Below are 12,807 nucleotides of genomic sequence, written 5' to 3'. Positions count from 1 at the left end.
CGGCAAGGCTACCCGCGGGTAGTCAGGCCGGCGCCGTGACGTGGACCTCAGACCAGCGCGTCGTAGGCGAACTCGTCGACGATCGGCTCGTCGTGCGGCGCCGGCTCGGGGCGCTCGACGTCGACCTCGCTGTGCGCGCCGCAGCCGTGGTCAAGGCTCACGACGCGACCGTCGGAGGGTGACCAGGCGTTGGCGCAGACGCCGAAAAAAGAGCGCAGGGCACCTGCCATCGGCACGAAGAAACCACAGCTGGAGCACGGCGCGGGGGCCTGCTCGGCGACCGGGGTGCTCGGGCCGTTCTCGCCGTCGTACCAGCGCTGGGCGGCCTCCTCGCGGCCCTCGGCGGACAGGACGCGCTTGCGGCCCAGCCCGAGCTCCCACTGCGCCATCTGGTCGACGTCCTCGTCGCCGGTGGCCTCGAACCCCTGCTCGAGCCGGGGGTCCTGCTCGATGTAGGGCAGCACGTCGCCCGCGCCGAGGTCGCCGGGAGCCAGGCGCTCGGCGTAGGGCAGCCACTGCGGGGACAGCAGCGCACCCTCGCCGGGGACCAGGTTGGTCTCGCAGACGGTGACCTTCTTGGCCCGCGGGGCGCGGGCGACGGTGATCGCCCAGCGCCAGCCGGGGTAGGCCGGTGCGGTGCACGCGAAGTAGTGCGTCGCGAGGCGCTCCTCGTCCATGACGAAGTCGAGGTGCTCGCCGACGGTGCCGCGCTCGGCGATGCCCTCGGCGGCCTCGCGGGCGAGGTCGACCGCGCTGCGGAGGGTGGCGTCTTCCCTGGGTGGCATGCGCTCAGCCCACCGAGCCGTCGAGCTGGTCGGCCACGCCGCGCAGCACCTTGGCGATCTTGGCCGCCTGCGCCTTGTCGGGGTAACGCCCGCGACGGAAGGAGTTGGAGGCGCCGTCGAGCAGCTTGATGGCGTCCTCGCAGACGACGGCCATCTGGTCGGCCGGGAGGCGCTTCTTCTCGTGAACCGAGGCCGCCACGGACGGCGCCGGCTCGAGGACGCGGACCGACAGCGCCTGGGCGCCACGGCGGCCCTCGACGATGCCGAACTCGACCCGCGTGCCGCCCTTGAGCGTGGTGACACCGGCCGGGAGGGCGTTGGCGTGCAGGAACACGTCACCACCCTCGTCGTCGCTGAGGAAGCCGAAGCCCTTCTCCGCGTCGTACCACTTGACCTTGCCCGTCGGCACAGTCCACCTCTTGCTCGTCAGGTCCACCCGCTCCCGGCTGGTGGCCGGGCATGGCTGATTGGCGCACGTTGCGCTCGACCAAGGTTATCCGCACGCGGTGGCCCCCGAAAATCGGTTTCGACCTGTCGGTGACCGCCAAGACAATGTGGGCCGTGACGACCGCCGCCCAGCCCCGCCCCTCGCTCGCCTCGTTCTGGCACGACCTGCCGCGCGAGGGCAAGCTGATGCTGTCCACGGTGGCGATCGAGACCCTCGGCACCGGGCTGGTCCTGCCCTTCGGCGTCATCTACGCCCACGAGGTGCGGCACTTCTCCCTCGAGACCACCGGGGTGCTGCTGGCGATCCCCGCGTTCGTCGGCATGGCCATCGTCGGCCCGGCGGGCTCGCTGATCGACCGGCTGGGCGCGAGCCGGGTCATCCTGCCCGCGATGGTCGCCCAGATGCTCGGCAACGTACTGCTGGCGTTCGCCACCACCCCGGCCATCGCCGCGGTCGCGCTGACCCTGCTCGGCGCCGCGGGCGGCATCTTCTGGCCGGGCTTCAACGCGATGATCGCCAGCGTGGTGCCCAGCGGCATCCGCCAGCGCTACTTCGGCATCAACTTCACCCTGGTCAACCTCGGCATCGGCATCGGCGGGCTGATCTCCGGCTCGATCGTCGACGTGCACCGGCCGGGCACGTTCATGGCCATCTACCTCGGCAACGCCGTGACGTTCCTCGCCCCGTTCACCATGCTGCTCGGACCGCTGCGTCACGTGACCGGCAAGGTCGAGCACCAGCCCGACGAGGACGGCGCCGCGCCGGCCACCACGAGCTACCTCACACTGCTGCGGGACCGCGCGCTGCGCCCGGTCATCCTGCTGACCTTCCTGTCGGCGTTCGTCGGCTACGCCCAGATGGAGGCCGGGTTCACCGCGTTCGCCCGCGTCGTCGGTGAGGTCACCCCGCGGACCATCGGCGCGGCCTTCGCCGTCAACACCGCGACCATCGTCGTGCTGCAGCTGTTCGTGCTCCAGCGGATCGAGGGTCGCCGCCGCACCCGTGTGGTCCTGGCGCTCTGCGCGATCTGGGGCCTGTCGTGGATCTCGCTCGGCCTGGCGGGCCTGGTGCCGGGCACGGCGGCCGCCACCGCGCTGGTCATCGGCTGCGCGGGCATCTTCGCCCTCGGCGAGACCCTCCTGCAGCCGACCATCCCGGTGATCACCAACGACCTGTCCCCCGACCACCTTCGCGGCCGCTACAACGCGATCATGTCGGCCGCGTTCCAGGGCGCCGCCATCATCGGGCCGGCGGTGGCCGGCGTGATGATCGGTGCCCGGCTCGACCTGGCCTTCATCGCCATGCTCGTCGGCGGCTGCGCCGTGATGGCGGTCCTGGCGATGGCGGTCGAACGCCGGATCCCCGCCCACGCCAACGGCGTCGCGGCGGAGGCACCGGAGCCGGCCACGGCCACCGACCCCATGCCGGCGGCCGTGCCGCTGGTCTCGGCCGAGGGCTGACCGGCCGCGTGGGGGGTCAGCGGGTGCTGATCCCCCACGGCGCCGACCAGGCCTGACCTGGTTCGAGCACGAGCAGGTCCTGCCCGGTCGCGAGCGCGTTGGGCGGGCAGGTCATCGGCTCGACCGCGAGCCCGCTCCGCCGGGACTGCTCCCCCGCGAGTGTGTCCCCGGTGAACACCTGCACCCACCGGTATGCCGGGTCGCCCCACACGGTGACCGCCCGGTCGCTGCCGGGCCGGGTCAGGCGCACCCGCCACCGGCCGTCCGTCTCCGGCGCCAGGTCGGTGAAGGCGGTGTCCAGGACGGTGTCCGCCACGGGCCGGCCGTCGCGGAAGTCGAACGGTCCGCCGGCCACCGGCTCGGTGCCGCTGGGCAGCAGCCGGTCGTCGACGAGGAGTCGCCGGGCCGCGGGCACGGTCAGGGTCAGCTCGTCGACACGGTCCTCCCCGGTGGTCAGGTAGGGGTGGGCACCGAAGCCGAACGGCGCGGCGTCGGGTCCGACGTTGTGCGCCCGCGGCGTGACGGTGAGCCCGTCCTCGTCGAGCTCGTAGGCGACCTCGAGGTCGAGGCAGCCGCCCCAGCCCTGCTGCGGGCGCAGGCGGTAGCCCACGACGACCCGGTGCGGCTCGTGCTCCAGCAGCGTCCACATGGCCCACCGGACCAGGCCGTGGATGGCGTTGTGGTGGCCGGGCTCGCTCAGCGCGAGCTGGAAGTCCTTGCCGTCGAAGGCGTAGCGCCCGTCTGCGACCCGGTTGGGCCAGGGCATGAGCACCTGGCCGCGGCCGGCCGCGCACTGCTCGTCCTCGGCGTAGCCCGCGAGCACGGGCACGCCACCACGGGTCCACGACCGCAGGCCACCGCCGACCTCGACGACGACGGCCTCCTGGTCACCGTGCCGGATCGTCCACTGGGCCCCGCTGGGCAGCTCCGCACTCACGGGGCAGAACCTAGGGGGTCAGCCGGTGGAGCCGGAACCCTGGGTCGACACCAGGGCCAGCAGGGAGGCCACGCGGGTGGACTTGTCCGCCAGCACGAAGGCGGTGTCACCGGTGCGGATCGCCGCCACCTGCATACCGCGCATCCGCGTGGTGCTGTTGATCGTGTAGCTCTGGCTGAAGCCGTCGGCGCTGCGCAGGGTGATCGAGGTGCCCGAGACCGCGGTCACCTGGCCGGTCTGGAAGACCAGGGTGCGGCCCTGCGCCGAGTACTCCCCGTGCCCGGAGCCCAGGCCAGGCAGCGCCGGGAGGCGACCGCCCGGCATACCGGGCATGAGCCGCTGGCGCTGACCGTTGCCGTTGCCCTTGGCCCGCCCGCCTGGCTGGCCGCGGTGCGCGGCCGCCGAGGCGCTCGTGCCGCCGGAGGCCGTCGCGCGGCCGATGAGGAAGCCGCCCAGCGCCATGCCGACGAGGAGCAGGACGGCGAGGACCGCCGCGCCGGCAGCCAGGCCCCAGCGGGGCCCACTAGGAGAGGTGGCGCGTTGCCAGGCGCTCGGCGGGCGGCCACCGACGCCGCCCGGGGCCTGCTGGCCCGGCGGCGGACCCTGGGGCGGACCCTGGGGCGGGCCCTGAGGAGGCGCCCCGGCCGCGGCAGCGGACGGCACCGGGACGGGCTGGGCAGGCTGCGGCTGGGCGGGAGGCAGCGGCTGCGTCGGCTGGGGCGGCAGCGACTGGGTCGGCTCGGAGGGACCCGGCTGGGGCGGGTTCGGCGGCTGCTGCGACATGGCGGTCCTTTCCTCACCAGCAGGATGCGCCCGGATGCTGTGGGGCGACAGGGACCAGGCTGGGAACCGGCCATGAGTGACCAGTCACCAGCCGGTCAGGCCAGCGCCGCTCGCAGCCGGGCGTAGGTGCCCTCGACGTCGCCGTCGAGCGGCTCCAGCACGGTCACCGGCCCGCACTGGCGCACCACCTCGAGCAGCCCGTCGTACATGCGGTGCAGCTCCTGGTCGCCGCCGGAGTCGGCGACCATCCGGCCGGCCTCGGCGTGCGCGGCCTCCTCGGCCCGACCGGTGCGCGCGTGGAAGCGGCGGACGGCGTCCTCGCGCCCGTCGAGCAGCACGACGTGGTGGAACGCCGCGCCCGCCTCCCGCGCCGTCTGCTTCAGCCGGTCCACGAACGCCCGCCGGCCGAGGAACTGCGGCACGACGACGTCGTGGCCGGCGAGCAGGTGGGTGCGAGCCATCGACTCGGCCAGGTCCCGGGCGGCCAGGCCGGCGGCGTGCGGCTGGTCCTGCCACCGGCCGAGCTGCCCGCGCAGGCGGTCCACGTCGAGGGCCAGCGCCAGGGCGTGGTCGGCGACCCAGCGCCGGGCGAGCGTGGACTTGCCCGAGGCCGGGAAGCCGTTCAGCAGCAGGAGGTGGGGCACGGCATACCGGGGGCGCGCTCAGGCGTGGCGGACGCCGGCGGCATCCTGCAGGCCGAGGATCTCGACGGCCTGCGCGCGCATCTCCACCTTGCGGATCTTGCCGGTCACCGTCATCGGGAACCCGTCGACGACGTGGACGTAGCGGGGGATCTTGTAGTGGGCCAGCTGCCCGGAGCAGAACTCGCGCACGCCCTCGGCCGTCAGCGGATCGTGGCCGGGCTTCATGACGACCCACGCCATGAGCTCCTCGCCGTACTTCGCGTCGGGGACCCCGATGACCTGCACGTCGGCGATGGCCGGATGCGTGTAGAGGAACTCCTCGATCTCACGCGGGTACACGTTCTCGCCGCCGCGGATGACCATGTCCTTGATCCGGCCGACGATGGAGAGGTATCCCGCGTCGTCCATCGTGGCCAGGTCACCGGTGTGCATCCAGCGGGCCGCGTCGATGGCCTCGGCGGTCTTGTCGGCCTGCTCCCAGTAGCCGAGCATCACCGAGTAGCCGCGGGTGCACAGCTCCCCCGGCTCCCTTCGCGGCACCGTCCGGCCGGTGACCGGGTCGACGACCTTGACCTCCAGGTGCGGCATGACCCGTCCGACCGTCTCGGTGCGCCGGGCAAGGTCGTCGTCCACCCGCGTCATCGTCGACACCGGTGAGGTCTCGGTCATGCCGTAGCAGATGGCCACCTCGGACATGTGCATCTCGGCGATGACCCGCTTCATCACCTCGACCGGGCACGGCGAGCCGGCCATGATCCCGGTGCGCAGGCTGGACAGGTCGTAGGAGCCGAAGTCGGCCAGCCCGAGCTCGGCGATGAACATCGTCGGCACGCCGTAGAGCGACGTGCAACGTTCAGCCTCAACGGCTTTCAGCGTTGCGGCCGGGTCGAAGGACGGCGCCGGGATGACCATGCAGGCGCCGTGCGAGGTGGCCGCCAGGTTGCCCATGACCATGCCGAAGCAGTGGTAGAAGGGCACCGGCAGGCAGACCCGGTCGGCCTCGGTGTAGCCGACCAGCTCCCCGACGAACATCCCGTTGTTGAGGATGTTGTGGTGGCTGAGGGTGGCCCCCTTGGGGAAGCCGGTGGTGCCGCTCGTGTACTGGATGTTGATCGGGTCGTCGGCGCCCAGGCCGGCCATCCGCGCCGCGAGCGCCTCCGGCCCCACGGACGACCCGGCGCCCACGAGGTCCTGCCAGGAGCCCTCGCCGATGTAGACGACCTCGCCCAGCTCGGGGCAGTCGCCGCGGACCTCCTCGACCATGCCGCGGTAGTCGGAGGTCTTGTGCGCGATCGCGCTGACGAGCATGCGCATGCCCGACTGCTTGACGACGTAGGCCAGCTCGTGGCTGCGGTAGGCCGGGTTGACGTTGACCAGCACCGCGCCGACCTTGGCCGTGGCGTACTGCAGCAGCGTCCACTCCGCGCAGTTCGGCGACCAGATGCCGACGCGGTCACCGGCCGCGATGCCCCGCCCCAGCAGTCCGCGCGCGAGCTCGTCGACCGCGGCGTCGAGCTCGCGGTAGGTCCAGCGCCGCCCGCTCGGGACGTCGACCAGCGCGTCGCGGTCCCCGTACCGCGCGACGGTCCGCGCGAGGTTGTCCCCGATGGTGTCGCCGAGCAGCGGGGTCTGCGAGGTGCCGGAGCTGTAGGACAGGGCCTCGGGTGTCGTCACGGGCCCATCCTCATGGCGCCCCCGTGCGGCGGCAAGGGCAACGTGCCGGAGCCGATTACCGTATGCCGTGTGCCCGCCTCCCAGCCCCGCGCCGGCTCCCGCGCGCGCAGCCTGGCCGAGGACGTCCGCGGGCGCTCCGATGCCCAGCTGCGGGCCCTGATCTCCCGGCGCCCCGACCTGGCCCGCCCCGCCCCGGCGGACCTGACCTCCCTGGCTGCCCGCGCCTCCACCCGGGCCTCGGTGCAGCGGGCGCTGGACGGCCTCGATCGCGGCGGGCTGCAGGTGCTCGAGGCCCTCGTGGTGGCCGGGGACCCGGTCGACACCGACCTGGCCGCCTCGCTGCTGGGCCTGGGCCCACGGGTCCTGCTCCGGCACGTCGAGCCGCTGTGGGAGCGGGCACTGGTCTGGCGCGGCGTCGACGGCTGGCACGTGGTCCGCACCGTCACCGACGTCATGGGCCACTACCCCGCCGGGCTCGGCCCGTCGCTGGCCGACCAGCGCGGCGCGCTGCCCGAGGAGCTCGCCACCCCCGAGGCGCTGGCCCGGATCCTCGACGAGGCCCCGCCGGACGCGCGGGCGGTGCTGGACCGGCTCGCCTGGGGTCCGCCCATCGGCGTGCTCAGCCCCTCCGGCCCGATGTCCTTCGCCGGACGGTGGCTGCTGACCCACCACCTGCTGACCGCGATGACGAGCGACCAGGTCTGCCTGCCCCGCGAGGTGGCCCTGCACCTGCGCGGCGGGCGACTGCACCGGGACCTCGCCCTCGAGCCGGCGCCGCTGTCGACCACGACGCACACCGCCGCCTCGGTCGACGCCGCGGCCGGGGGCCAGGCCTCGGACCTGCTCGGGCTCGTCGACGAGCTCGCCGCCGACTGGGGTCCGCGCCCGCCACGGGTGCTGCGCGCCGGCGGCCTGTCGGTGCGCGACCTGCGCCGGGTCGGCAGCACCCTCGACGTCGACCCCGACCGCGCGGCCTTCCTCGTGGAGGCGGCCTTTGCCGCGGGCCTGGTGGCCGACGACGGCGCCCTCGAGCCCGTCTGGGCCCCGACCCCCGCCTACGACGAGTGGCAGCAGCGCCCCTCCGCCGAGCGCTGGGTGCAGCTCGCCACGGCCTGGCTGGCGACCGGCCGCGCACCGCACCTGGTCGGCGGACAGAGCGCCGGTGGGGGCACCGTCAACGCCCTGAGCTCCGACGTGCTCTGGCCGATGTGCCGCCAGCTGCGCTGGGACGTCCTGCGCGAGCTGGCCGCCCTGCCGGTCGGCGAGGCGCCGGACCGGGCCAGCCTCACCGCCCGGATCGGGTGGCGCCGGCCGCTGCGCACCCCGGCCAACGTGGACGCCGTGGTGGCCGCGGTGCTGCGCGAAGCCGAGTGGCTCGGGGTGACCGGCCGCGGTGCGCTCGGCGCCGCCGGCCGCGCCCTGGTCGCGGGGGACGACGACGCCGCGGCCGCGGCCATGGCCGGCGACCTGCCGGCGCCGGTCGAGCACGTGCTGCTGCAGGCCGACCTGACCGCTGTCGCGCCCGGGCGGCTCGAGGGGCGACTGGCGCAGTTCATGCGGATGGTCGCCGACGTGGAGTCCCGGGGCGGCGCCACCGTGCACCGGTTCTCCGCCGGCAGCGTGCGCAGGGCGTTGGACGCGGGATGGACCAGCGCGCAGGTGCTGTCGATGCTCGAGGACTCCAGCACCACGCCGGTCCCGCAGCCGCTGGCCTACCTCGTCGGCGACGTGGCCCGCCGGCACGGCCAGACCCGCGTGGGCTCGGCCTCCACCTACGTGCGCAGCGACGACGAGGCGGTGCTCGACACGATGGTCGCCGAGCGTGCCCTGGCCCCGCTGCAGCTGCGCCGGATCGCGCCGACCGTCCTCGTCTCCCCCGTCGACTCGGTCACGGTGCTTGAGATGTTGCGGGACAACGGGTTCGCCCCGGTCGCGGAGACGATGGACGGCGGCGTCGTGGTCCCGCCCACCTCCCACCACCGAACCCCGGCACGGCGCCAGCCGGCCACGCCCACGGCCGTGCAGCAGGTCGACGACGAGCTCGCCGATGCCCTCGTCTCCGCGCTGCGGGCCGGCGAGGAGTCGGCGGACTTCGAGCGGGCACGCCAGGACCGGCAACCGGGCGGCCGCGGCCCGTTGCCCTCCACGGACCCGACGGTGACGCTGGCCCTGCTCCGTGAGGCCGCCGTCGAGCGTGACGGGGTGTGGATCGGCTACGCCGACGCCGAGGGCCGCGCCACACGGATCCTGTTCTACCCCAGGCGCATCGAGGGCGGCCGTGCCTACGGCACCGTCGAGGGCTCCAACGTCGAGCGAGCCTTCTCCATCCACCGGGTCACCGGCGCCGCCCCCGCCTGACCCCCTCTTTGCGCACGTTGATGCCGCTCGGCAGCACGAATCCGGCGCACCCAGCAGCACTGTCGTGCGCAAAGGCGGGCGTCACGCCAGCTGTGCGGCGCGCTCCCAGGCCTCGTCGAAGGTGACCTGCAGGCTCGCCGCCATGGCGTCGTGCTCGACCACCAGGTCCGTGGCGCCAGCCGCGGAGGTGAGGCGCACCAGCACGGCCCGCCGGTCGGCGAGGACCAGACCCATGACGGCGTGGTCGGTGCCGCGCACCTGCGCCCCGGCGTCACGGAGCGCGCCCAGGTGCTCGACCGGCCCCTGGACCAGCAGCCGCACCAGCCCACCGCCCTCGCGCAGGCGTGCGACGGCGTCCGCCTCCGGCAGCAGCCAGCCCTCCTGCGCCGGGACGAGGACGGACAGCTCCGCCCGGGCCGAGTCGACCAGCTCGCGGCTGCGCCCGGCGGCCAGCGCGGCCTCGCGCAGCACCTCCGCACGCACCGGAGCCTCCGCCTCGCCCTGGCCGCGCTCCCACGCCTGGCGCAGCGTCAGCGCGAGGTCCTGGGAGCGGGTGCTGAGCTCGTCGAGCTCCTGGCGCTGCACCGCGATGAGTCGCTGGATGGCGGTGTCCGGGTCGGTGGCGCTGTAGCGGGTGACCCGGCCGGGCCGGTCGCGGGCCAGGCCACGCTGCACGAGGCGCGAGAGCACGTCGTAGATGCGCTGCCGGGGGATCCCGGCCTGGGTGGCCAGGTCGGAGGCCGCCCAGCTGTCTCGCAGCACCAACGCCAGGTAGGCCTTGGCCTCGTACGTGTTCAGGCCCAGCGCGACCATCCGGTGCAGGTGGAGGTGGAGGCTGGGGTCCGGCATGGCGCCCACCGTAATGCCCGCGTGCCCGTCCCGGGGCCCGACCCCGCCGGGCAGGGAAGGTTCACCTTGCCTGCCGAATCCGGAGGCACGGCATACGAATCCGGAACCTTTGCGGGGGGAGGGCCATGCACCAGCGTCAATACGTTTCCGCTCGCTGCCACCACCAACCGGTGGTGACTACCCCTCCTTGCACCACTTCCGCGAGAGGAACACCGATGTCGCTGTCTCTCAGATCAGGTCGGGCCAGTGCGCTGGCCGGCCTGACCGGCCTCGCCCTCAGCGTCGCCGCAGGCCTGGCCGCCTCCCCGGCCGTCGCCGCCCCGGGCGGGAACCCGTCCAACCCCTACTCCCCTGCAGCCGGCCACAGCTACCGCCACGGCGTGACCCCCACGCGTGAGCAGCAGCAGAAGATGAACACGTGGGCCCAGCAGCACGCCTCGCAGAACGCGACGGCGGCGACGGGCCAGCAGACCCTCGCCTACGGCGGCGGCGTCGACGGCATCGGCGTCACCAGCGGCACCCCCAAGGTGTACCTGGTCTTCTGGGGCACCCAGTGGGGCACCCAGGGCACCGACGGCAGCGGCAACCTGACGTTCTCCAGCGACACCGCCGGCGGTGCGCCCAAGCTGCAGAACATGTTCAAGGGCCTGGGCACCGGCGGCGAGGGCTGGTCCGGGGTCATGACGCAGTACTGCGACGGGCCGCTGGTCACCACCGGCTCCACCACCTGCCCCTCCGGCGCCCCGCACGTCGGCTACCCGACCGGCGGCGCCCTCGCCGGGGTCTGGTACGACAACAGCGCCGCCGAGCCGAGCGCCGCGACCGGTGCCCAGCTCGGCACCGAGGCGGTCAAGGCCGCCGGCCACTTCGGCAACACCTCCGCCGCGTCGAACCGTTACACGCAGTACGTCATCCTCTCGGCCAAGGGCCTCAACCCGGACAACTACAAGACCGGTGGCTTCTGCGCCTGGCACGACTGGAACGGCGACGTGGGCGTCTCCTCCTCCTACGGCGACATCGCCTTCACCAACATGCCCTACGTCATGGACCAGGGCACCAGCTGCGGCCAGAACTTCGTCAACAGCTCGGGCACGCTCGACGGCTACACGATGGTCGAGGGCCACGAGTACGCCGAGACGATCTCCGACCAGAACCCGGCCGGCGGCTGGACCAACCAGGTCACCGGCAGCAGCTACAACGGCCAGGAGAACGCCGACGAGTGCGCCTGGATCTCCAGCGGCCAGGGCGCCTCGGCCAACGTGACCATGGGCAACGGCACCTACGCGATGCAGAGCACCTGGTCCAACGACACCAACCGCTGCGACATCACGCACACCACGGTGACCGGTGGTGGCGGCGGTGGTGGCGGCGGCTGCACCGGCCAGCTGTTCGCCAACCCCGGCTTCGAGTCGGGCAACGTCTCGTGGAGCGCGTCCAGCGGCGTCATCGCCCAGAACGGCACCTCCGAGCCCGCCCGCACCGGCACGTGGAACGCGTGGCTGGACGGCTACGGCAGCGCCCACACCGACACCGTCTCGCAGTCGGTGACCGTCCCGACCGGGTGCCACGCCACGCTCAGCTTCTACTACCACATCGACACCGCTGAGACGACCACGACGTCGGCGTACGACACCATGACGGTCAAGGCCGGCTCGACCACGCTCGGCTCGCTGTCGAACCTCAACAAGAACACCGGCTACGCGCTGAAGTCCTACGACCTGTCGGCCTACGCCGGCCAGACGGTGACGGTGACCTTCACCGGCACCGAGGACTCCTCGCTGCAGACCTCGTTCGTCCTCGACGACACGGCGGTCACCCTGTCCTGACACCAGGACACCGGCAGGTATGCCGAGGGGCGGGCACCGGGGGGTGCCCGCCCCTTGCCGCGTGGTCACCGTCGCGCCGGGACCTCCTCAGTCCGAGCCGGCGAGGGCCTTGACCACCCGGGACGGGGAGGGCCGGCCGAGCTGCCCGGCCATCCAGGTGCTCGTCGACACCAGGGCCTCGAGGTCGACGCCGGTCTCGATGCCGAGGCCGTCCAGGGCCCACACGAGGTCCTCGGTGGCGAGGTTGCCGGTCGCGCTCTTCGCGTAGGGGCAGCCGCCCAGACCGCCGGTGGAGGCGTCGACCACGGTCACGCCGTGACGCAGCGCGGCGATGGTGTTGGCCAGCGCCTGGCCGTAGGTGTCGTGGAAGTGCACGCCGATGCGGTCGGCGCCGATCCCCTTGGCATCCAGCGCATCCAGCAGTCGCTGGACGTGGCCGGTGGTCCCGACCCCGATGGTGTCGCCCAGGCTGAGCTGGTCGCACCCGAGGTCCATCAGGCGCTGCGCCACGTCGACCACCTGGGCGATCGGGACCTCTCCCTCCCACGGGTCGCCGAAGCACATCGACACGTAGGCGCGCACCCAGGCACCTTCGGCCCGGGCCCGCTCGACCACCGGGGCGAACATCGTGACCGACTCGGCCACCGTCCGGTTGAGGTTCTTGCGCGCGAACGTCTCGGTGGCGCTGCCGAAGATGGCGACCGCCTCCGCACCGAGGGCCAGCGCGCGGTCCAGGCCCCGCTCGTTGGGCACCAGCACCGGCCGCGTGCGGCCCCGGCCGGCGTCGCCGAGCAGGCCGAGCAGCTCCTCGGCGTCGGCCAGCTGCGGCACCCACGTGGCCGGGACGAACGACGTCGTCTCGACCGTGCTCAGGCCCGCGGCCAGCAGGCGCCGGACGAACTCGGCCTTGACCTCGACCGGCACCACGGCTTTCTCGTTCTGCAGCCCGTCGCGCGGGCCGACCTCGTAGATGGTGACCCGGCCGGGCAGGCCGTCCACCGTCTCCCGCTGCGGTCGTCGCACGAGCACCTCCGGTCCAGGTC

At 73.5% G+C, this 12,807-nt stretch carries 11 protein-coding genes; 3 read left to right on the top strand and 8 right to left on the bottom strand.

Features of this window, described 5'->3' with window-relative positions; genetic code table 11:
• Positions 1-47: 47 nt before the first annotated feature.
• Both FB474_RS00990 and FB474_RS00985 read right to left on the bottom strand, forming a co-directional pair.
• A complete protein-coding gene (locus FB474_RS00990; protein ID WP_141786949.1) occupies positions 48-785 on the bottom strand; it encodes a DUF3027 domain-containing protein in 738 nt (245 codons plus the stop codon).
• 4 nt (positions 786-789) lie between these two features.
• On the bottom strand, positions 790-1,194 hold the full coding sequence (locus FB474_RS00985; protein WP_141786948.1) for a cold-shock protein: 405 nt from the start codon (positions 1,192-1,194) through the stop codon (positions 790-792).
• A 152-nt stretch (positions 1,195-1,346) separates the two neighbouring features.
• On the opposite strand from FB474_RS00985, the gene FB474_RS00980 reads away from it, so the two are divergent.
• Positions 1,347-2,693 (top strand): MFS transporter, encoded by a 1,347-nt coding sequence (locus FB474_RS00980; protein ID WP_425465295.1) that lies wholly within the window; start codon positions 1,347-1,349, stop codon positions 2,691-2,693.
• Positions 2,694-2,709: 16 nt separating this feature from the next.
• On the opposite strand, the gene FB474_RS00975 is transcribed toward FB474_RS00980, so the two are convergent.
• From FB474_RS00975 to FB474_RS00960, 4 genes are all read right to left on the bottom strand, one after another.
• Entirely contained in the window at positions 2,710-3,630 is a 921-nt protein-coding gene (locus FB474_RS00975) for an aldose 1-epimerase family protein (RefSeq protein WP_141786947.1), read from the bottom strand.
• 18 nt (positions 3,631-3,648) lie between these two features.
• Complete coding sequence (locus tag FB474_RS00970) at positions 3,649-4,413, bottom strand: hypothetical protein (protein WP_141786946.1); 765 nt, start codon at positions 4,411-4,413, stop codon at positions 3,649-3,651.
• Between the two features lie 95 nt (positions 4,414-4,508).
• Complete coding sequence (locus FB474_RS00965) at positions 4,509-5,057, bottom strand: AAA family ATPase (RefSeq protein WP_141786945.1); 549 nt, start codon at positions 5,055-5,057, stop codon at positions 4,509-4,511.
• An 18-nt stretch (positions 5,058-5,075) separates the two neighbouring features.
• Positions 5,076-6,731: an AMP-binding protein gene (locus tag FB474_RS00960; RefSeq protein WP_141786944.1), complete on the bottom strand. Its 1,656-nt coding sequence runs from the start codon at positions 6,729-6,731 to the stop codon at positions 5,076-5,078.
• Between the two features lie 69 nt (positions 6,732-6,800).
• Here FB474_RS00960 and FB474_RS00955 point away from each other — a divergent pair, with 69 nt between their 5' ends.
• The gene (locus FB474_RS00955; RefSeq protein WP_246091992.1) at positions 6,801-9,089 is read left to right on the top strand and encodes a helicase-associated domain-containing protein; all 2,289 of its coding nucleotides are present in this window, start codon (positions 6,801-6,803) and stop codon (positions 9,087-9,089) included.
• Positions 9,090-9,170: 81 nt separating this feature from the next.
• On the opposite strand, the gene FB474_RS00950 is transcribed toward FB474_RS00955, so the two are convergent.
• Positions 9,171-9,938 carry a TrmB family transcriptional regulator gene (locus tag FB474_RS00950; RefSeq protein ID WP_141786942.1) on the bottom strand — a complete coding sequence of 256 codons (768 nt, stop codon included), beginning with the start codon at positions 9,936-9,938 and terminating at the stop codon, positions 9,171-9,173.
• A gap of 215 nt (positions 9,939-10,153) precedes the next feature.
• On the opposite strand from FB474_RS00950, the gene FB474_RS00945 reads away from it, so the two are divergent.
• Positions 10,154-11,764 carry a M6 family metallopeptidase gene (locus FB474_RS00945; RefSeq protein ID WP_185745981.1) on the top strand — a complete coding sequence of 537 codons (1,611 nt, stop codon included), beginning with the start codon at positions 10,154-10,156 and terminating at the stop codon, positions 11,762-11,764.
• Between the two features lie 87 nt (positions 11,765-11,851).
• On the opposite strand, the gene FB474_RS00940 is transcribed toward FB474_RS00945, so the two are convergent.
• Complete coding sequence (locus FB474_RS00940; protein ID WP_141786941.1) at positions 11,852-12,787, bottom strand: hydroxymethylglutaryl-CoA lyase; 936 nt, start codon at positions 12,785-12,787, stop codon at positions 11,852-11,854.
• Positions 12,788-12,807: the final 20 nt, after the last annotated feature.

Source organism: Oryzihumus leptocrescens (genome assembly GCF_006716205.1).
GTDB lineage: Bacteria > Actinomycetota > Actinomycetes > Actinomycetales > Dermatophilaceae > Oryzihumus > Oryzihumus leptocrescens.
This window is presented reverse-complemented; position numbering and strand designations above follow the sequence as displayed.

What these genes read in the sequence shown, in the direction of transcription:
- FB474_RS00950 (WP_141786942.1), bottom strand. Translation starts at nt 9,938, where the DNA reads ATGCCGGACCCCAGCCTCCACCTCCACCTGCACCGGATGGTCGCGCTG.
- FB474_RS00990 (WP_141786949.1), bottom strand. Translation starts at nt 785, where the DNA reads ATGCCACCCAGGGAAGACGCCACCCTCCGCAGCGCGGTCGACCTCGCC.
- FB474_RS00970 (WP_141786946.1), bottom strand. Translation starts at nt 4,413, where the DNA reads ATGTCGCAGCAGCCGCCGAACCCGCCCCAGCCGGGTCCCTCCGAGCCG.
- FB474_RS00945 (WP_185745981.1), top strand. Translation starts at nt 10,154, where the DNA reads ATGTCGCTGTCTCTCAGATCAGGTCGGGCCAGTGCGCTGGCCGGCCTG.